Below are 19,274 nucleotides of genomic sequence, written 5' to 3'. Positions count from 1 at the left end.
ACCGGTGTGTCTTGCGCACGGTTGAGTGATCGTTTGTTGTGCCTCGAACAACACAGCCCAACGCTTTAGCTCTGGTGAGCATCACCAGAAACTACTTCTTCCAGATTGGCGGTACTGCCCCACCGGCAGTACGGCAACAAGTCATGCCTGATGATCATAGCGAGTCGGTCCCACCCCTTCCCATCCCGAACAGGACCGTGAAACGACTCCACGCCGATGATAGTGCGGATTACCCGTGTGAAAGTAGGTAATCGTCAGGCTCCCTAGCAGCAACAGAAACCCCACCCCGCAAAGGTGGGGTTTCTGCGTTTACGCGGCCGGAAAACAGGCAAAAAACACGCGGGATAAACCGCCTTCACTCCTTCCCCATCCGCAGCGTGTTCGCGTAGCCCGTCAGTTCCAGGTACGCCCGTCCGACATCGACACCTTCGCGGCTTACCCGCACCGCGCCTTCCCAGTACACCGCGCCCGTCGATTGCCGCGAATCGAGCTCTTGATCATCCATCAACGGATCGAGTTTCCACGTCAGCGTGCCGGTTTTGACCGTCATCGAGACAGGATAGGAAGTGTTCGTGCGCGGCGAGCGCCATGTGCGAAGCGGCGTAAAGTCGACTTGATCGGGAGCGAATGTCGTCACCTCGCCGTCGGGTTTGCGAAATGCCGCATGCGCCCACACGGCGTGTCCATCGCGACTTCGTACTTTGAATGCCATCAGGGCAGAGCCGTCGGTGAGGTTGGCGCCCAGCCAATCCCATCCGACCGCATTGGCGTCGAGCAATGTGCTCGACCATTCGTGATCGAGCCACGCAATGCCCGTCACGGCGGTGTCGCCATGTGACTGACCGCCCGCGGCGACTGGCCGAACCACCTTGCCAGCCACGCGCAATTGCGGCTCGCTGTAGTAATAACTCGCCTGCTCAGGCCGCGGACCTTTGCGTGAATAGCCGCGCTCGCCCTGAATCAAAGGTGCTTGCGTCGGCGTCAACATGAGATGCAACGAGAAGCCGGTCGCGTCGACAACAACGTCGTAGTGACCGTCAGCGGCCCGAACCATCTTCCATGCGTCGAGTTTGACGTCGGTGTTGGCCGCCTTCGCATACGCCAGGCCGAAGCCCTGACGGGCAATGCGCTGATCGTGCGCAAGATGGCCGAGCGCGGGATCGCTTAACGCGGCATGGGCAATGATCAATTGCGAAGGCGCGAACGCACTTGGATCGGCGGCATCGTGGCCGGTCGCGGAACGGAAGAATGTGATCTGAAAGCCGAGCGGCTGATTATCCGGCGTGGTGAGCCAACCCGTCGCGTACCACCACTCGGTGCGAAAGGCCGCGTGCGCACCGCTGTCCTGCGGCAGGGCGATAGCGTGATCGGGCGTGACCACCGCAAATTCGGCCGCCGCAGCGAACGCGGGCGACGCAGTCAGCATCCAGATGGACAGCAAGCCGCGAATACGCAGACCTATGCGCCGATTCGCGACACGAGCGGAGTTAACCGGCGGCTCGCATGACATCTTGCGTGCAATCGACGTGTAGCCAGGCACAGTCTCGCCCGACGCCGCGCGCGCCAACTGCGGCGCACGTGATTGCAGGACGACGCAGGATCCGCCACTGGCGACATCGACATCGAAGCGCGCTGACATCCATGACATCTCGCGTGCGATCGACGCATGGCCGGGCATGCTCTCGCTCGAAACCGCGTACGTGGTCGGCGGTGCACGTCGCTGCAAAGCGGCGCAATATTCACCGCGGGTGGCCGGATCGAACTGCGCTCCCGCCCAAGACACCTCGCGTCCAATCGACGTGTAGCCCGGAATAGTCGCGCTCCAAACGGCGCCCATGATCCGCAACTCACGCACTTGCAGAGCGGCGCAATATTCACCGCCGGTGGCCGGATCGAACCGCGCTCCCACCCAAGACACCTCGCGCCCAATCGACGTGTAGCCCGGCATACTCTCGCTCCAAACCACACCCATGATCCGCAACTCACGTCGTTGCAGACCGGCGCAATACCCGCCGCCAGAGGACAAATCGAAGCGCGCCCCCGCCCAAGACCCTTCGCGGCCAACCAACGCGTTGTTCGACGTGTTCCCGCCCAAAACCGCCCCCGCCATCCCCAACTCACGCCGCCACAAAACGAGCGAACTTCCGTCACCGGCGAAATCAAAGCGCGCCGCCACCGCCCGCATAACCCATCGTGCCAAATCGCGCGACAAATCCCGCATCACCAATCCTCCTTCACGGCGCGCACCGCATCGACCGACACGGCGCCGCGTCCCGCAATCACCGCCGTCGAACACGACGAAGCGAGCATCACCAACGCGACGGTGGCGAGCGCCATCCATGGCACGTGCAGCGACATACTCCAATGAAACGACTGTGGATTGACGACGAACACCAGAATCAGACTGATCGCGAACCCGAGCACGAAGCCCAGTGCAATGCCGCACGCGGTGAGCATGCCGCCTTCGAGCGCGAGGATGGCGAACACCTGCGAGCGGGTCACGCCGACGTGCCGCAGCATGCCGAACTCACGCGAACGCGCGAGCGTCTGCGCGGAGAACGTCGCCGCCACGCCGAACAAGCCGATCACGATAGCGACCGCTTCGAGAAGATAGGTGACCGCAAAACTGCGATCGAAAATCACCAGCGTGCGCGCGCGGATTTCACCTGGTAGCGACAAATCCAGCGGTGCCCCGAAGGGCAGCGCGCGCAGCCCCGCGACAATCCGCTCGACGCTCGTCCCCGGCTGAACGATGACTGCCACATCGGTTGCACTAGTGTCACCGCTCAAGCGCCGGAAATCCGCGAGCCGTATCTGAATGGCACCGGTCTGCCGCACGTAATCGCGCCATACGCCAGCCACCACGAACACGTGGCCGCGTTCACCAAACGGCAATCGAACTCGCTGACCCAGCTTGTATCCATACAGATCGACCATTGCTTCGGATACCCAAACAGGTGTTTCGCCTGCGCGAAGTTCAGCAGGCGGCAGCACGGCTCCGGTCATCTGCAGATTCGCGCCCGGGTCGGCTGCGTCGATCTCGCGCGCGAGCAGAGCGATGTCGGGCCGCGCAGGGTCAAGCGTTAGATGCGAAGTGCGGGCGAATGCGGCTGTTCTAACGCCGGGCACGGCCGCGAGGCGGCTCTGTTCGTCCAACCGCAAACCGCCGGTGTCGCCGTTCGGCGCCACGCGGACATAGAGATCGGCGGAGAGCAGATGAACCAGCCAGTCTTCGACGGAAACCCGGAAACTCGCCACCATGATGGCCATCGCGACGATCAGCGCAAAGCTCGACAGTACGCCGCCCATGGCGATCGACGCGTGTCCCGGCGCGTTCGCGAGACGCGCGAGCGCCAGCGTGCCGGTCGCGCCGGTCCGGCGTCGCGCGGCGAAAGCACGGCTTGCCGCGCCGAAGATGAGCGCGGTCACGCGCGGCATCAGCGCAATCCCGCCCACCAGCAGCAGTGCGACGGCCAGATAGCCGCCGATCGGCGCATCGAACAGCGGCGGCAATTGCGTGAGCACCGCGGCGGCCAGCAGACAGAGCAGGGCGGGCCACGGTGTGGCGAGCCGCGCCAACGCGCCTTCTTCGGCGCCTGCCTTGAGCGCCGTGGCGGGGCGCGCACGCGCCGCTTCCAGTGCGGGGGCGAGACTGCCCAATACCGACACCGCGAGCCCGAGCATCAGAAACAACGCACTCGCCAGCGGTTCGAAGCCGACTTGCGGTTGGACACCGGGAAAGTAGCCGCCACCCAGATCGCTGCCGAAAAAATGCAGCGCGCCGCTCGCCATCGCGTAGCCGAGCGCGAGTCCCGCGAGCGAACCGAGCAGGCCCAATAGCGCGCCTTCCATCAGGATCTGGCGTAGCAGTTGGCCGCGCGTCAGCCCGAGCACACGCAGCATGGCGAATTGCGCGCGGCGTCGCACGACGCTCAGCGCCTGCGTCGAAAACACCAGAAACGCGCCAGTGAACAACGCCACCAGCGCGAGCACATTCATATTGATCCGATACGCCCGCGAGAGGCGGTCGGTGCGGCTTTCGGCGTCACGCGTTTCGGCGATGACCCACTGGTTGCCGAGCTGCGCTTGCATCTCACGTCTGAAGCGCTCCCGCTCGACGCCGCGTTCGAGCTGCACGTCGACTCGCGACAGCTTGCCCACTTTGCCGAACTTCCACTGCGCGGCGGCGATATCCATGACGGCGAGCCGCTGGCCTGGCGGTGTTCTCACGATGCCGCCGGCCACACGCAAATGCACGATCGAGGTGCCGCTTCGCAGCGCCACCTCGTCGCCTGCTTTCACGTTCAGCCATTGCTGGGCCGCCGTCGAGAGAAACACGGTATCGGCCGCGAGAGTATCGAACGGCTTATCCGGCGACGGCACGCCGATCAGATCGGGCGCAATACGGCTTGCCTTGAACACGTCGATGCCGAGTACCGGCAGTGCAGCGCTCCGGTCGGGCACGGTGACGTCGAGTGCGAGCACGGGGCTGGCCAGCGCGACTCCGGGCTCGTTTGCGAGCAGCGGATAGATGGCTTCGTCGACTAACGGTTGGGCGCCGCGCACCTGCAGATCGGCTTCGCCCGACAGACTGCGGGTCGCCGCGGAGAATTCGTTGAAGGCCGCGCTGTTGATCAACTGCACGGCGTAACCGAGCGCGACGCCGAGCGCGATCGTTGCAATCGCAACCAGGGCGCGTCCGCGATGACTGCGCCATTCGGCGCCCAGCAGCCAGCGCGCGAGAACGCGATGACCTCGCAAGCGCAGCAGACGACGAGAATCAGCGGACATCATCGGCGGAAGGCGCGCGAGTGCGGGAGCCGAAAGTCACGGCTGCGCCGGACGCAGCATGCAGGCCGCCGTCGCTCAGGATCAGGATGCGGTCGGCAACGGCCGCGGCGGCTTCCGAGTGCGTCACCATGATCGTGGCCGCGCCGGTCGCCTTGCTTTGCGCGCGGAACAGGCCGAGCACTTCGTGCGCGGTATCGGGATCGAGGTTGCCCGTGGGTTCGTCGGCGAGAAGCAGTTTCGGGCGATGCACGAGCGCTCGCGCAATCGCAACCCGCTGCAGTTCACCGCCCGAGAGTTGGCGAGGAAAATCATCGCCGCGTCCGCCCAGTCCGACCGCCGCGAGCATGTCGAGCGCGGCGGCCGTGGGCAATTCGTTGAGCAGCAGTGGCAGCGCCACATTCTGCGCAAGCGTCAGATGCGGCAGCACGTGAAACGCCTGGAAGACAAAGCCGAGTTTCTGCCGGCGCAGGCGCGTCGCCGCGTTGTCGTCCAGACGCGAAACGGCGCTGCCGTCAATGATCACGTCGCCGCTATCCGCACTGTCGAGGCCGGCCACCAGATTGAGCAGCGTCGATTTGCCGACGCCGGAATCGCCCATGATCGCGACGAACTCGCCCGGTCCGAGTATGAAATCCAGTTGCGCCAGCACGATGCGGCCTGCGCCGTAGGTCTTGCTGAGCCCGCGGCACTCGAGCGCGGGAACGACGCCTTCGTCACAAAGCATGCGGTTTCCGAAAAGTGTGGCCGGTGAGGGCGGTGTCCGGACGGGCGAAACGCGGACCAGAAAGCGGCGCACTCATGCACGAACATCGGCCCTTGAATCGCCGAAGTATATTCGGCTTCTGTAAGGCACGCAGGCGCCCAACGCGCGTGCAGGGACCACGATGACACAGGAGCCGCCGGTCAACTGCGCCCGAACTTTTCGACGCCGCGCGCCGGATTATTTAGAGTGCAGGATCAAAAAAATTTTCTGCTCGCGGACAAGCAAAATTTTCTCCCGACGTGCGAAATACGCGTCGCCACCGCGCCATGCACCAGCATGTTCTATTCCAGTTTGAGGCGCACGCCTGAGCATCCGCGCAAGAGTTTCTAACTGACGATCAACTGCACGCTTTTTCGCGCAAAATTCGCTACGGACCGACCGCGTCCGTCAGTTTGTGCATCTGCACATTTTTATCCATTTCGCAAGCGTAGGCGTGGCAACAAACCATTGCCACCGGCTTTGCAGCGTTGTTGCGCTGCAAAAGTATTCTTATCTTGGTAATCTCCCACCCTTGGTCATTCGACTGCGGGTAAACGTGTAGCGGCCAACCCCGATTGCACGTCAATTTCAGCGAAATCCAGCCTACATATCCATTTCAATGCTTTCCATTTTGAAGGCGTTGATGCGGCGTTTTGTACTTCAAGTTTTCGACAGAGCACATGCCATTGCCTCTTCTTAGCCTTCTCATCTGGATCCCAATTGTCGCCGGCGTGGTGGTTTTGCGTGCCGGATCCGACGCGGCACGTAGTCGCACCCGGTGGCTCGCGCTGATCGGCGCGATTGCGGGTTTCCTGCCGGTGATTCCGCTGGTGTCGAATTTCCGCAACGACGTCACGTCGATGCAGTTCGTCGAAAACGCGCGGTGGTCGCCCACGTTCGATATCGCCTGGCATGTGGGCGTGGACGGAATCTCGCTGTGGCTCGTCGCGCTCACCGCGCTCACCACGATCATCATCGTGGTCGCCTCGTGGGAGTCGATCACCGAGCGGACCGCGCAGTACTTCGGCGCGTTCCTGATGCTGTCGGGTTTCATGCAGGGCGTGTTCACATCGCTCGACGGCATGCTGTTCTTCATCTCGTTCGAAGCGACGCTGATTCCGCTCTATCTGTTGATCGGCACGTGGGGCCAGTCGAACCGCTCGTACGCCGCGGTGAAGTTCTTCTTCGTCTCGTTCCTCGGCTCGCTGATGATGCTGATGTCGATGCTGTATCTGTACAGCCAGACGCACAGCTTCGACCTCGCGCTGTGGCGTGAGACGCACCTCGGCACGTGGCCGCAGGTCCTGATCTTCCTCGGTTTCCTCGCTGCGTTCGGTGTGAAGGTGCCGATGTGGCCGCTGCACACGTGGCTGCCGGACGTCCACCTCGACGGTCCGACGGGCGCCGCCGTGATGATCGGCATGCTGAAGCTGGGCGGCTACGGTCTGCTGCGTTTCGCCTTGCCGATCGCGCCGCAGGCCAGCCACTTCTTCGCGCCGATGATAATCACGCTCTCGCTGGTCGCGGTGATCTATGCGAGCCTGCTGGCGCTCGTGCAGACCGACATGCGCCGCCTGCTCGCGTATTCGACGGTCGCGCACATGGGCCTCGTCACGCTCGGCCTTTTCGTGTTCAACCGTATCGGCCAGGCCGGCGCGATCGTGCAGATGCTGTCGTACGGCGTGGTGTCGGGCGCGATGCTGTTGTGCACGGGCATGCTCTACGACCGCACGAAAACCGCGTCGATCGCCGAGTACGGCGGTGTGGCCAATACCATGCCGCGCTTCGCCGCGTTCGTGATGCTGTTCTCCATGGCCAACATCGGGCTGCCGGGCACCTCGGGTTTCGTCGGCGAATTCATGGTGCTGATGGGCGCGATCCGCTTCAATTTCTGGATCGGCGCGATGGCGGCCACCACGCTGATTCTGAGCGCGGCCTACACGCTGTGGATGTACAAGCGGGTGATCTTCGGCGCGATCGCCAACGCGCGCGTCGCGAACCTCAAGGACCTCGGCAAGCGCGAGTTCGTGCTGCTCGGCGCGATGGCGCTGCTGGTGCTAGCCATCGGCATCGATCCGAAGCCGTTCACCGACGCGATCGATCCGTCGGTCGGCACGCTGCTGGCTCAATCGGAGCGCTCGGCTCATCCGTCGGACTCCGTTCCGGCTGATGGCGGCGAGCATCTGCAAGCCGCAGTGCCCGCACCGGCGGCCGCGACGGCCCGCTCGCCGGGCTGATCGAACAAGGCATTGCGCAGCGCAGCATTCACGCATCGAATGCTGTGCCGTCAACGCACTTTTCCCTTATGGATCAAGTCTCTTTGCACGCATGACGCGCGGTGCGGCCACTCTGGTCACGTCGCGTTTTCGCGCTTGTTTAAAGGGGTTTTCGCGTTTGGCCGATACTTCGATTCCTTGTCGCGGAGCATTTCAATTGCTGACCTGTGCGCAGGCGTGCGGCAACGTGTCGCACGGTGCTGCGACGCAATAGATCGTTGCTAAATCGAGTGTTTATTACGGCCGAGCGTGCCCCTATTATGCGAGCGCTTACTATTGGAGAGCGGTCGAATGACGTTCGTTGAAGACGTAAAAAAGAGGCAATGGATATGAAAGGAAAGACTCTGCGAGGGTCGATGAGCTTCATTTCCGCGAGCCTCGTGTTGTTGCTCTCGGGTTGCAGCAACCTCGATATTCTGAATCCGAAGGGCAGTGTGGGGCTGGCGGAACGTGAGCTGATTGCCACGTCCACCTGGGCCATGCTGATCGTGGTCGTTCCGGTTATCGCGCTCACGCTGCTGTTCGCGTGGCGTTATCGCGCGTCGAATAAAAACGCCGACTACCGTCCGGGCTGGGTGCATTCGACCGGTATCGAAATCGCCATCTGGACGATTCCGACGCTGATCATTCTGTTCCTCGCCGTGTTGACGTGGAAGACCACGCACGAGCTCGATCCGTACAAGCCGCTCGAGTCGCAGGTCAAGCCGATCAACGTCGAAGTCGTCGCGCTCGACTGGAAGTGGCTGTTCATCTATCCGGACCTCGGCATTGCGTCGGTGAACCAGTTGGCGTTCCCGGTCGGCACGCCGGTGAACTTCACGATCACGTCGGACACGGTGATGAACTCGTTCTTCATCCCGCAACTCGGCGGCCAGATCTACGCGATGGCGGGCATGCAAACGCGCCTGCATCTGATCGCGGACGAAGCCGGCAACTACGCGGGCGCCTCGGCGAATTTCAGCGGCAAGGGCTTCTCGGACATGAAGTTCCGCGCGCTCGCCACCTCGCCTGAAGAGTTCAACGCATGGGTTGCGAAAGTACGGGCTTCGTCGGACAACCTCAGCATGGACCGTTACCACACGGTCTCGGCGCCGACCGAGAAGGAGCCAGTGCGCTACTTCTCGTCGGTCGATCCGAAGCTCTTTCACAACATCATTGCCCGATACAACAACGGTAACGTCCTCGACAACATGAAGGACGCCAACTGTGCGCCAAAGGGCAAGGGGTAACACATGTTCGGCAAACTCTCACTAGACTCGATTCCGTACCACGAGCCGATCATCATGGTGACAGCCGCGATGATCGCCATCGGCGGTGCGACGCTGCTGGGTCTGATCACCTATTTTGGCAAGTGGCGCTATCTGTGGACCGAGTGGCTCACGTCGGTGGACCACAAGAAGCTCGGCGTGATGTACATCGTCGTGGCGCTGATCATGCTGTTCCGCGGCTTCGCGGACGCGATCATGATGCGTCTGCAACAGGCGCTCGCTTATGCGAACCCGGGCTACCTGCCGCCGCATCACTACGACCAGGTGTTCACGGCGCACGGCGTCATCATGATTTTCTTCATGGCGATGGCGTTCATGATCGGCCTGATGAACCTCATCGTGCCGCTGCAGATTGGCGCACGCGACGTCGCGTTCCCGTTCATCAACTCGCTCTCCTTCTGGATGACCGCGGTCAGCGCGATCCTGATCAACATCTCGCTGGTGATCGGTGAATTCGCGCAAACGGGTTGGCTGGCTTATCCGCCGCTGTCGGAGTTGCAGTTCAGTCCAGGTGTCGGGGTCGACTATTACCTGTGGAGTCTGCAGCTCTCCGGCATCGGCACCTTGCTCACTGGCGTGAACTTCTTCGCGACCATCGTGAAGATGCGCGCGCCGGGCATGACGTTCATGAAAATGCCGGTGTTCACGTGGACGGCGCTCTGCACCAACGTGCTGATCATGGCGTCGTTCCCGATCCTGACCGTGACGCTCGCGTTGCTGGGTCTGGACCGCTACCTCGGCATGCACTTTTTCACGAACGATGGCGGCGGTAACGCCATGATGTACCTGAACCTGATCTGGGCCTGGGGTCACCCCGAGGTGTACATCCTGATCCTGCCGGCGTTCGGTATCTTCTCGGAAGTCGTGGCGACCTTCGCCAAGAAGCCGCTGTTCGGCTACAAGACGATGGTGTGGGCGACCTGCGCGATCATGGTGCTGTCGTTCCTCGTGTGGCTGCATCACTTTTTCACGATGGGTTCGGGCGCTGACGTCAACGCGTTCTTCGGCATCGCCACCATGGTGATCGCGATTCCGACCGGCGTGAAGGTGTTCAACTGGCTGTTCACGATCTACAAGGGCCGACTGGAATTCACCCCGCCGATCCTGTGGACCATCGGCTTCATGATTACTTTCACGATCGGTGGCATGACCGGCGTGATGATGGCGATCCCGGGTGCGGATTTCGTGCTGCACAACAGTCTGTTCCTGATTGCTCACTTCCACAACGTGATCATCGGTGGCGTGCTGTTCGGTTATCTGGCCGGCTTCAACTACTGGTTCCCGAAAGCGTTCGGCTTCAAGCTGAACGCAAAGCTGGGCAAGGCATCGTTCTGGTTCTGGCAGATCGGTTTCTGGGTGGCGTTCACGCCGCTGTACGTGCTGGGCTTCATGGGCATGACGCGCCGTATCAACCACTATGACAACCCGCTGTGGCACCCGTGGCTGATCCTGGCCGCGGGCGGTGCGGCGCTGATCGCTATCGGCATCGCGCTCCAGGTGTTGCAGATCGTCGTCAGCATTCGCGATCGCAATCTGCCGCAGAACCGCGACGTCACGGGCGATCCGTGGAATGGCCACACGCTGGAATGGGCGATGAGCTCGCCGCCACCGGTCTATAACTTCGCGATCATCCCGACGGTGCACAAGCTGGACGCGTTCACCGACATGAAGTCGCGCAAGGACACGGAAGCCAAGCCGGTGTATCGCGACATTCACATGCCGTCGAATACGTCCGCGGGTGTGATCGCCGGCCTGTTCTCGCTGGTGCTCGGCTTTGCCGGTGTCTGGCACATCTGGTGGCTGGCGATCGTCGGCCTGGTCGGCGCGGTCGGCACCGTGATCGTCTACAGCTTCCAGAAGAACGAAGGCTATTACATCCCGGCCGCCACGGTTGCGGCGATTGAAGAGAAACGCTCCGGCGCTGGTGCGCAGGTCGCGTTGGAGGTGGAGTGATGTTGACCAAGACTATTGACGCCGGCTCGCATCACGACGCGGACCACGTACCGTCGCAATCAGTATTCGGCTTCTGGCTGTATCTGATGACCGACTGCATCATCTTCGCGGCGCTGTTCGCAGTTTTCGCGGTGATGGGCCACCAGTTCGCGGGCGGTCCGAGCGGCAAGGATCTGTTCGAGATTCCGGGCGTCGCGCTCGAAACGTCGATGCTGCTCCTGAGCAGCATCACGTACGGCTTCGCAATGCTCGGCGCGCACAAGAAGCGCAAGGGCGTGCTGCTGTTCTGGCTCTGCGTGACTTTCCTGCTCGGTCTCGCGTTCCTCGTGCTGGAACTGCGCGAGTTCTCGCACCTGATCGCCGAAGGCGCCGGCCCGAGCCGGAGCGCGTTCCTGTCGTCGTTCTTCACGCTGGTCGGCACGCACGGCCTGCACGTCACGTGCGGCCTGATCTGGATGGTGGTGCTCGCCGTTCAGGTGATCAGCCATCGTGATCTGACCGAACGCGACATGATCCGCCTGACGTGCCTGAGCCTTTTCTGGCACTTTCTGGACGTCGTGTGGATCGGCGTCTTCACCTTTGTCTATCTTGCGAGCGTGATCTAAATGGACCATAGCCATAACGCCCACGCAGGTGAAAGTCACGGCAGCCTCGGTAGCTATACGGTGGGTTTCATTCTCTCCGTCGTTCTGACCGTTGCCGCTTTCGGCCTCGTCATGACCGGCACGTTGACGGGCGAGAACGCGTTGCTCGCGATTGCGGGCCTCGCGCTCGTGCAGATCGTCGTGCACCTGATTTTCTTCCTGCATCTGAATACGTCGTCGGAGCAGCGCTGGAATGTGATGGCGTTTGCCTTCACGCTGCTGACCGCCGTCATCGTGATCGGCGGCACGTTGTGGGTCATGCACAACGTCAGCATGCACATGATGTCGCGCTAAACGAACGATCATTCCGTTCGAAACGAAGCCCCGCAAGGCGAAAGTCTTGCGGGGCTTTTTTCGTGCGGCGAGCGCAAGCACACTGGGCGGCTGAAGTGCGTTGAAGATTGACCGAACCGGCGAACCCGCGTTAGGATCGTTGCCATGATCGCTTCTATCCTTTCCCGTCCGCATTCTTTGCGCGCATGCTGTCACAGCCTGCCGAGGGGAGCTTGCGTCTAGCAAGTCGATCTGCGCCAAGTCCGCATCCCCGAGGCCACCCGTCACGCGACCGGTGGCCTTTTTGCTTTTGAACACCCAGCGACTGGAGACATCACATGCCGCTTCGCCTGTACGACACCTGGACGCGCGCCGTGCGCGAATTCACGCCGATTCATCCGGATCACGTCGGCCTGTATTGCTGCGGCCCGACGGTGTACGACCACGCGCATATCGGCAATCTGCGGACCTACGTGTTCGAAGACGTGCTGCGGCGCGCGCTGCTGTCGAACGGATACAACGTGCGGCACGTGGTGAACATCACCGACGTCGGCCATCTGGTGTCCGATGCCGACGAAGGCGAGGACAAGATGGAGAAGGGCAGCCGGCGCACTGGCGAATCGGCGTGGGCGATCGCCGAGCGGTACACGGCGGCCTTCATGAACGACTGGCGCGCGCTCAACCTGCTGGAGCCTGCCCTATGGTGCCGCGCGACGGATCACATTGCGGAGCAGATCGACTTTATTGCCGAACTCGAGCGCAACGGCTACACGTACCGCACGACCGACGGCGTCTATTTCGACACTAGCAGGCAGGACGACTACGGCTATCTGGCGCGTCTGGATGTGGCGGGCTTGCAGGCGGGCAAACGTGTTGCGCCTGGCGAGAAGCAGCGCGCGACCGACTTCGCGCTGTGGAAATTCAGTCCGTCCGGCGCCACGCGGCAAATGGAGTGGGACAGTCCGTGGGGCCGCGGCTTTCCTGGCTGGCATATCGAGTGCTCGGCGATGTCGGCGAAGTATTTGAGTCCGTGGTTCGACATCCATTGCGGCGGCGAAGATCACATCTCCGTGCATCACAGCAACGAGATTGCGCAAACCCAGGCGCGCCACGGCACGCGGCTCGCCAACTTCTGGATGCACGGCCATTTCCTGCTGCTTGACGCCGGCAAGATGTCGAAGTCGGGCGGCGATTTCGTGCGTTTGCAAACGCTGATCGAGTGCGGTAACGATCCGCTCGCGTATCGCTATCTATGCCTGGGCGCGCACTACCGCAGCAGTTTGCGTTTCAGCGAGGCCGCGCTGGATGCCGCGCAAGCTGCCTTGGACCGCTTGCGCAAAACCTATCTGCAATGGCCGCAAGGCGGCACGCCGGACGAAAAAAGCGTGGTGCGCTTCAAGGCAGAGGTCGATCAAGACCTGAACTTGCCGCGCGCGCTCGCGGTGTTGTGGGACGTGGTCAGAAGCGATCTGCCGGCAGCGACGCGAAGGGCGACCGTCGACTGCTTCGATGCCGTGCTTGGGTTAAGTCTCGCCGAATGGCAAGACGATAATGCGGCCGAGATTCCCGCAGCGATCGCGGCCTTGGCAAACGAACGTGAGCAAGCGCGCGCCGCGAAGCAATGGACCGAAGCGGACCGTTTGCGTGACGTGTTGACGGCGGCCGGCTGGCTGGTGGAAGACAGCGCAAGCGGCCCGGTGCTGCGGCAGCATGCCAACACGCAATAGCATGCCAACGCGCAATAGCCTGACAACACGCAATAGCGCGACAACACGCAATAGCCTGACAACGCGCAATAGCATGCCAACGCGCAATAGCATGCCAACACGCAATAGCATGCCAACACGCAACAGCGCAACAGCGCAATAGCGCAACAGACGGAAGACGTGGCGATGGCGCTCAAATTCACGCACTCGCCACGCCACGCCGCAGCGCAGGCCGCGCCGTTTGCATCCTGTCCTGCCAGTGCGTTACATCGGTCCCAGGACCGGTTCCGAGTACGAAGGCAGCTTGCCGAACGGGAAGTAGACCGGGCCGCAACTGACATGAGCCGGCGGACACAGGTCCAAGCCGCGTCGGATGAGCGCGGGCTGCTCCAGTCCGCCACAACCGGACGGCGCTTCACGCGTCAGGCAGGCAATGCCGCCGCGAATGGATAGCGATGCCGCACGGTCGAGTTCGTCGATGCGGGCCAGGTCTTTGAGGACGAGCGTTTTCATGGTGGATCTCCAGCGGAGTGAGTGGATCAAGGTGGATCGAGGAGAGCGGAAAAATGCCGCACTCATGCGGTTGATTGCACACACCATGCCATCGGCGGCAAAGCGGCGTGTCGCGTGCTTCTCCGCTGTTTTCCGAGCAAGTGTGATGGAGACCGGCCAACTGGCTGCAAGGCGATGTCGGCAATTCGCCGACATCCGTCCGCTCGTCATGCAGTGATGAAGCTGGCTGAAAATCACGTCACAATAGACCGCCGCCGCGAACCTTGCGCATTGCGCGCAGGGTTCGCGGAATCTCTTCAGCAAGGAAAGGAGAACGCATGAGCCAGCTCAAAGCCGTCGAATATTCCGTAGCGCCGCCGGAGGTCAAAGCCGTCTACGACGATATCAAGCAGACCCGTCAGGTCGACGACGTCAACAATTTCTGGAAGTACATCGCGCAGCATCCGCCGACCCTGGCGCGCACGTGGGACAGTCTGAAGGACGTGATGGCGCCCGGCGCGCTCGATCCGCTGATCAAGGAACTGCTCTACGTCGCCGTGAGCGTGACGAACAATTGCGGCTACTGCGTGGCGAGCCACACGGCGGCAGCGCGCCGCGCCGGCATGACCGACGAGATGTTCGGCGAGTTGCTCGCGGTCGTCGGCATGGCCAACGAGACGAACCGGCTGGCAGTGGGATACCGTGTGCCGATCGATCCGGCTTTCGAATAGGGGCTGCAGCGAACGTTAGAGTCGGCGCGATATTTTCCGCGCCGTCGTCAATGCGGGATGCGGCGCGGAGGCCAGCGCCGAAGTCAGCATCTTTCGTCAGTGCGTTTCAGCGCGCCATCCCGCCAGCAAGGCGGGCAACGCGCCCATGTCCCTGAACACATACGCGGCACCCGCGCCATGCAACGCGGTCGCGCTGCTGTGGCCGAGTTCGATCGGGCAATAGCCGAACACGGTGGCGCCCGCAGCCACGCCTGCGGTGGCGCCTGTCACCGTGTCTTCGATCACCGCGCAACGGCGCGGGTCCACGCCCAATGCGGCAGCCGCCGCCAGATAGACATCGGGAAAGGGCTTGCTACGGGGCATTTCGTGGCCGCTGAAAATGCGTCCTTCGAAACAGTCGAAAATGCCGGCCTTGACCAGTTGCATTTCCACCTTGATACGATCCGCGCCCGACGCCACCGCAATGCGCCCATTCAGCGCCGCATGGAGCGCGCGCACCGCATCCGGCGCGCCGGAAATCGCGACCAGTTCGAGATCCAGCGCCGCATTGCGACGCTCGCGAAACTGCATGAGCCAGTCGGTCGTGATCGCGAAGCCGGTGCGCGCTTCGATCAGCGCGGCTTCGTCCCTGACGGCTTTGCCGACGAAAATACGCATCGTCTCTTCGACGCTCAAGTGCCAGCCCAACTCGCCGAGCATCTCGGTGAGCACGCGGTTGGTGATGGGTTCGGAGTCGACGAGCACGCCGTCGCAGTCGAAGAGTACGGCGTCGAAGGGGAAATCGGCCATCGGGCAGGGTACGGATAAAGTTCGCGGAACCGGCAAGGATACCTCAGCGGCTCGCGGCCCGCCGCGCAAAGGCCGCATGAGCGGCCTTTGCAGCACGGCGACGCATGGAACCTCAGTCCTTGTACCCGTCGCTCAGCGTCTTCATGAACGCGATGATGTCCTGAATATCCTGATCGGTCATCGCCGGCTGATCGCCGAATTTGCGGTCGAACGGTGCGTCGGCCACGTCCACGTTGGCATGGTACTGAGCCGGCAGATCGTTGTACTTCTGCACCTTGCCCGACGCATCGCGCGGATAGATTTTCTCCGGCGACGTATTGCGCAGATTGTAGAAGTCCATCACCTGCTTGAGATCGTGGTACACGCCATTGTGGAAAAACACCTTGCGTTCAGCCGAATTACGCAGCGTCGGCGTGAGGAACATGCCGCAATACTGCGTCTGCTTGGCGAGGTCGTCGCGGAACGGTCCGCACACGCCCATATCGAAGAACTTCGGATCCTTGTTGACCGGAATCGCCGGATTGCGCGGCACGCCGAGCGCTTCGTATTGCGTGTCGGTGAACACCGGCGGCAAGCCATCCTTGCTCGGCTGGCTCAAATGGCAGCCGGCGCAGTTCGCCTTGTCCTTGTCGTTGAACAACTGCAGGCCGTGCAACTCGGCATGCGTCAGACGGGCCTTGCCTTCGAGCCAGTAGTCATACTTGCTGCTGAAGGCATGGAACGACGGATCCTCGATCTGATAACGCCCGACGGCGAACATCGCCTCGGAGATCATCAGGCTCGGATTGGTGACGATGCCGGGTCCGAAAATCTGCTTGAATTGATCCAGATACCTGGTCGCCAGCAGCTTGTGGGCGACATCCTCCGGCGTCGCGTTGGCCATTTCCACCGGATTGGTCAGCGGACCGATTGCCTGGTCCTGCAAAGTATCGACGCGGCCGTCCCAGAACAATCCGCCTTGCGGCACCATCGCCGGAGCGGCGGGCGCGGCGAGCGCTGTCTTTTGCGCGCGCTGCACGCCGACGGCTTGCGTCGCCAGTTGCGTCATGTCGACCGGCACGTCGGTGTCGCCCTGATCCGGGCCGATGCTGAACGGCGCCTGACGGTACAGATACGTGAGCGACGGCGGCGGACGATAACCCGCCTGGTTCATATGCGCGCCACCGAGTTGCACCGGGAACGCGTTATCCGGCGCATACGAATGCTGCGGCGAGTGGCACGACGCACACGACTGCGTACCCGACGCCGACAAACTCTGGTCGAAGAAAATCTGTTTGCCGAGCAGCGCCACGGCGCTCAGCGGCACATTCTGCGGACGCATCAACGTCACCGGATGCGGATTCGCGCCGGTGATTTCCTCGACGATCTCGCCGACCGCAGGCGGCATGCGCTCCGGGTACGCGAGCGCGTACGCGCAGTAGACGATGAACGCGAGCACGACACCGGCCGCGCTCCACACGAGCAGTCTGAGCCACGAGCGGCGGGTAATCACGGGGCTGGGCTCGCCGCCCGCGGGCAGAGGCGAAGGCAATGCGGCGTCAGAAGGATGGTTCATGGCGGTGATGACAGATGATTCGATCGGGTGCGATAAAAAGCAAAATCGAGCCAGCACGTTTGCACTGGCTCGACGCCCAACTACGACATAGGGTGCGTGACGCTTCCCGCTACGCGCCGCCACGCGGCGTGAGGCACGAATGAGACTCGCGCATCACGCAACGGCAAGCGCAGGAGAAGAGGGCACGGCACGTCCGCGGATCAGCTCGCCGGCGCGGCTGCGAGCTTGGTACCCAGGTTCTGATCCAGGAACAGCGCCGGATTGTTGCCGGAGCCCGTGAAGTTGAACATGTTCATGATGCTGCCCGCCGTCGCGTCGAACGAACCGCCGCCGAGGCGTTGACCGCCCAGCCAGTTGTCCTCGATGAAGCGCACCACGGAGGCCTGGGTGATCGGCGTATCGTCGACGAAGTTGACCTTCGCCCACGGCGACACCACGATAAACGGCGTCCGCGTACCCGGACCGCAACGGCCGTTCACCGCGCCGCCGTTCACGCCTTGCGGCTGTACTGCGCCTGCTGCCGTGCACTGACCCACGCCGCTCAGGTTGTCGGTGCCCGCCACCGTCTTGCCGCCCGCGGATTGCGCCGTGGTCGAATCGAACGATGCGCTCGTCGGTGCCTTGAAACGGTGGTCGTACCAGCCGTCCGAATCGTCGTAGGCGATGATCACGGCGGTGTTCTTCCAGTCAGGCTGTTGTTGCAGGAAGTTGACCACCTTGGTCACGAAAGCCTGTTCGTCGATCGGATCCGAGTTGCCCGGATGGCCGTCGCCAATCGCCGGCGCCTTCAGGAAGCTCACCGACGGATAGTTGCCCGCCTTCACCGCGGCGAAGAAGTCGTCGGTGTCGTACTGGTGGTGCACCGGCGTTGCCGAGTTGTCGAGCGGATCGGCGGAGCCGATCATCGCCGTCGACGACGGACGCGTATGCGCCAGGTTGGCCGTGCTCGCGTAATACTGGAACCACGCGTGATGCTGCACGTAGTCGGCCTTGGTCGCGTTCAGCACTTGCGAGAAGGTCGAGCGCAAGCAGCCAGTCGTGCCGTTGGCGTTGACGGTCTGCAGATTGAAGCCGCCCATGAAGCCGCCCCACGTCAGACCCTTCGCGTTGAGCAGGTCGCCGATGTTCTTGTTATTCGACGACATCGCGCCGGTCGGCGTGCTCTTTGCCGAGATCGTGCAGACGTCGCCGGTCGGGTCGAGGTCGCCGATCATCGTGAAGCTGCCTGCCGAGTCGGGAATCGCATTGGCCGACGTGCCGCCGGTCACGACGACGCCGTTGTTCTGACCGGATACCACTTCGAGCGCACCCGGCGTCGACGGACCATACGTGTCCGTGTACGCGTTCTGGTTCATCGCGAAGTTCTGCGCGTAGTTCCACAGCGCCGTGACCGTGTTGCCGTCGAAGTAGCCGAGCACCTGGCCCTTCGTGGCGAACGCGCCGGTGCTGCCGGCGATCGTCGAAGTGGCTGCCGTGAAGAGCGGGAACGCGTCCATCGCGCCGTTGTTATAGGCGAGCTCTTCGGCCGCGTAGGCGTGGTTCTGGCTCGACGTATTGGCTTGCGAGCGGTCCAGGCGGAACGGCAGCAGATCGGCGGCCGGCAGGCCCAGGCCCGCGATCGTCACGCTGCCGACCGTGCGGCCCGCCGTGTTCGGCGAGGTGGCCAGCGCGTTCGGGTTGGCCGTGATCAGGTTGTTGCTGCTGAGGTTGTTGACCGTCGGCGTGCCTGTGGCCGCCACGAATTGTGGCTCGCCCGTCGGGTTGGAAGCGTTCGGGTAGGTGCCGAAGTAGTGATCGAACGAAACGTTCTCGCCGAAAATCACCACGACGTGCTTGATCGGCGTGGTCGTGGCCACGGCGTCCTGAGCCGATACCACCGGTGCAGGCGTGCTCACGCTGTTGTTGCCGCAAGCTGCGAGCGTAAGCAGCGCTGCAAACGGGATGGGTAAGAGGGTTCTACGGAACATTTGAAAGGCTCCAGATTCGACTTCGCCGTTCAGCGTTTGCATCAACGTAGGTGTGGATGTTCGCTGGGGATATTGTTAGAAATACAG

General features: G+C 62.5%; 15 protein-coding genes and 1 rRNA gene. 9 read left to right on the top strand and 7 right to left on the bottom strand.

Going from position 1 to position 19,274, the window contains the following annotated elements; all coding sequences use genetic code 11:
- Nucleotides 1-146: 146 nt before the first annotated feature.
- Nucleotides 147-260 (top strand): 5S ribosomal RNA (gene rrf / locus HF916_RS20905).
- A 95-nt stretch (nt 261-355) separates the two neighbouring features.
- Here the strand turns inward: rrf and HF916_RS20900 are convergent.
- From HF916_RS20900 to HF916_RS20890, 3 genes are all read right to left on the bottom strand, one after another.
- Nucleotides 356-1,426 carry a carotenoid 1,2-hydratase gene (locus tag HF916_RS20900; protein ID WP_240975617.1) on the bottom strand — a complete coding sequence of 357 codons (1,071 nt, stop codon included), beginning with the start codon at nt 1,424-1,426 and terminating at the stop codon, nt 356-358.
- A gap of 794 nt (nt 1,427-2,220) precedes the next feature.
- Nucleotides 2,221-4,794, bottom strand: coding sequence for an FtsX-like permease family protein (locus HF916_RS20895; RefSeq protein WP_431311406.1), 2,574 nt, complete (start codon nt 4,792-4,794; stop codon nt 2,221-2,223).
- On the bottom strand, nt 4,781-5,515 hold the full coding sequence (locus tag HF916_RS20890; RefSeq protein WP_168790737.1) for an ABC transporter ATP-binding protein: 735 nt from the start codon (nt 5,513-5,515) through the stop codon (nt 4,781-4,783). Before HF916_RS20890 ends, HF916_RS20895 begins: the two co-directional genes overlap by 14 nt.
- Nucleotides 5,516-6,213: 698 nt before the next feature.
- Between HF916_RS20890 and HF916_RS20885 the strand changes: the two genes are divergently transcribed.
- The 6 genes from HF916_RS20885 (at nt 6,214) to cysS (ending at nt 13,674) form a co-directional block, all read left to right on the top strand.
- On the top strand, nt 6,214-7,770 hold the full coding sequence (locus tag HF916_RS20885) for an NADH-quinone oxidoreductase subunit M (RefSeq protein ID WP_168790736.1): 1,557 nt from the start codon (nt 6,214-6,216) through the stop codon (nt 7,768-7,770).
- Between the two features lie 368 nt (nt 7,771-8,138).
- Nucleotides 8,139-9,038 carry a ubiquinol oxidase subunit II gene (gene cyoA, locus HF916_RS20880; protein WP_168790735.1) on the top strand — a complete coding sequence of 300 codons (900 nt, stop codon included), beginning with the start codon at nt 8,139-8,141 and terminating at the stop codon, nt 9,036-9,038.
- 3 nt (nt 9,039-9,041) lie between these two features.
- On the top strand, nt 9,042-11,030 hold the full coding sequence (gene cyoB / locus HF916_RS20875; protein ID WP_168790734.1) for a cytochrome o ubiquinol oxidase subunit I: 1,989 nt from the start codon (nt 9,042-9,044) through the stop codon (nt 11,028-11,030).
- A complete protein-coding gene (gene cyoC, locus HF916_RS20870; protein ID WP_168790733.1) occupies nt 11,030-11,635 on the top strand; it encodes a cytochrome o ubiquinol oxidase subunit III in 606 nt (201 codons plus the stop codon). Before cyoB ends, cyoC begins: the two co-directional genes overlap by 1 nt.
- The gene (gene cyoD, locus HF916_RS20865) at nt 11,636-11,968 is read left to right on the top strand and encodes a cytochrome o ubiquinol oxidase subunit IV (protein ID WP_168790732.1); all 333 of its coding nucleotides are present in this window, start codon (nt 11,636-11,638) and stop codon (nt 11,966-11,968) included. It begins immediately after the preceding gene.
- 317 nt (nt 11,969-12,285) lie between these two features.
- The gene (gene cysS / locus HF916_RS20860; protein ID WP_168790731.1) at nt 12,286-13,674 is read left to right on the top strand and encodes a cysteine--tRNA ligase; all 1,389 of its coding nucleotides are present in this window, start codon (nt 12,286-12,288) and stop codon (nt 13,672-13,674) included.
- 243 nt (nt 13,675-13,917) lie between these two features.
- On the opposite strand, the gene HF916_RS20855 is transcribed toward cysS, so the two are convergent.
- A complete protein-coding gene (locus HF916_RS20855; protein WP_168790730.1) occupies nt 13,918-14,166 on the bottom strand; it encodes a hypothetical protein in 249 nt (82 codons plus the stop codon).
- On the opposite strand from HF916_RS20855, the gene HF916_RS20850 reads away from it, so the two are divergent.
- Together HF916_RS20850 and HF916_RS20845 are read left to right on the top strand one after the other, a co-directional pair.
- A complete protein-coding gene (locus HF916_RS20850; protein WP_168790729.1) occupies nt 14,165-14,383 on the top strand; it encodes a hypothetical protein in 219 nt (72 codons plus the stop codon). The genes HF916_RS20855 and HF916_RS20850 overlap by 2 nt on opposite strands.
- Before the next feature lie 100 nt (nt 14,384-14,483).
- The gene (locus tag HF916_RS20845) at nt 14,484-14,876 is read left to right on the top strand and encodes a carboxymuconolactone decarboxylase family protein (protein WP_168790728.1); all 393 of its coding nucleotides are present in this window, start codon (nt 14,484-14,486) and stop codon (nt 14,874-14,876) included.
- 96 nt (nt 14,877-14,972) lie between these two features.
- Here HF916_RS20845 and HF916_RS20840 read toward each other — a convergent pair whose 3' ends face one another.
- The 3 genes from HF916_RS20840 to HF916_RS20830 all read right to left on the bottom strand — a co-directional run bounded on the left by HF916_RS20840 (nt 14,973) and on the right by HF916_RS20830 (nt 19,187).
- Complete coding sequence (locus tag HF916_RS20840; RefSeq protein ID WP_168790727.1) at nt 14,973-15,665, bottom strand: HAD family hydrolase; 693 nt, start codon at nt 15,663-15,665, stop codon at nt 14,973-14,975.
- 112 nt (nt 15,666-15,777) lie between these two features.
- Nucleotides 15,778-17,220: a cytochrome-c peroxidase gene (locus tag HF916_RS20835; RefSeq protein ID WP_168790726.1), complete on the bottom strand. Its 1,443-nt coding sequence runs from the start codon at nt 17,218-17,220 to the stop codon at nt 15,778-15,780.
- A gap of 200 nt (nt 17,221-17,420) precedes the next feature.
- On the bottom strand, nt 17,421-19,187 hold the full coding sequence (locus HF916_RS20830; RefSeq protein WP_168790725.1) for a phospholipase C: 1,767 nt from the start codon (nt 19,185-19,187) through the stop codon (nt 17,421-17,423).
- Between the last annotated feature and the right edge of the window lie 87 nt (nt 19,188-19,274).

The organism is Paraburkholderia aromaticivorans (assembly GCF_012689525.1).
GTDB lineage: Bacteria > Pseudomonadota > Gammaproteobacteria > Burkholderiales > Burkholderiaceae > Paraburkholderia > Paraburkholderia aromaticivorans_A.
This window is presented reverse-complemented; position numbering and strand designations above follow the sequence as displayed.

Excerpts from the sequence above, each read along its gene's own strand:
- HF916_RS20850 (WP_168790729.1), top strand. The coding sequence starts at position 14,165 with ATGGTGGATCTCCAGCGGAGTGAGTGGATCAAGGTGGATCGAGGAGAG.
- cyoA (WP_168790735.1), top strand. The coding sequence starts at position 8,139 with ATGAAAGGAAAGACTCTGCGAGGGTCGATGAGCTTCATTTCCGCGAGC.
- HF916_RS20895 (WP_431311406.1), bottom strand. The coding sequence starts at position 4,794 with ATGATGTCCGCTGATTCTCGTCGTCTGCTGCGCTTGCGAGGTCATCGC.
- cyoB (WP_168790734.1), top strand. The coding sequence starts at position 9,042 with ATGTTCGGCAAACTCTCACTAGACTCGATTCCGTACCACGAGCCGATC.
- HF916_RS20840 (WP_168790727.1), bottom strand. The coding sequence starts at position 15,665 with ATGGCCGATTTCCCCTTCGACGCCGTACTCTTCGACTGCGACGGCGTG.
- HF916_RS20890 (WP_168790737.1), bottom strand. The coding sequence starts at position 5,515 with ATGCTTTGTGACGAAGGCGTCGTTCCCGCGCTCGAGTGCCGCGGGCTC.
- HF916_RS20845 (WP_168790728.1), top strand. The coding sequence starts at position 14,484 with ATGAGCCAGCTCAAAGCCGTCGAATATTCCGTAGCGCCGCCGGAGGTC.
- cyoC (WP_168790733.1), top strand. The coding sequence starts at position 11,030 with ATGTTGACCAAGACTATTGACGCCGGCTCGCATCACGACGCGGACCAC.
- cyoD (WP_168790732.1), top strand. The coding sequence starts at position 11,636 with ATGGACCATAGCCATAACGCCCACGCAGGTGAAAGTCACGGCAGCCTC.
- cysS (WP_168790731.1), top strand. The coding sequence starts at position 12,286 with ATGCCGCTTCGCCTGTACGACACCTGGACGCGCGCCGTGCGCGAATTC.
- HF916_RS20830 (WP_168790725.1), bottom strand. The coding sequence starts at position 19,187 with ATGTTCCGTAGAACCCTCTTACCCATCCCGTTTGCAGCGCTGCTTACG.
- HF916_RS20855 (WP_168790730.1), bottom strand. The coding sequence starts at position 14,166 with ATGAAAACGCTCGTCCTCAAAGACCTGGCCCGCATCGACGAACTCGAC.
- HF916_RS20835 (WP_168790726.1), bottom strand. The coding sequence starts at position 17,220 with ATGAACCATCCTTCTGACGCCGCATTGCCTTCGCCTCTGCCCGCGGGC.
- HF916_RS20885 (WP_168790736.1), top strand. The coding sequence starts at position 6,214 with ATGCCATTGCCTCTTCTTAGCCTTCTCATCTGGATCCCAATTGTCGCC.
- HF916_RS20900 (WP_240975617.1), bottom strand. The coding sequence starts at position 1,426 with ATGCTGACTGCGTCGCCCGCGTTCGCTGCGGCGGCCGAATTTGCGGTG.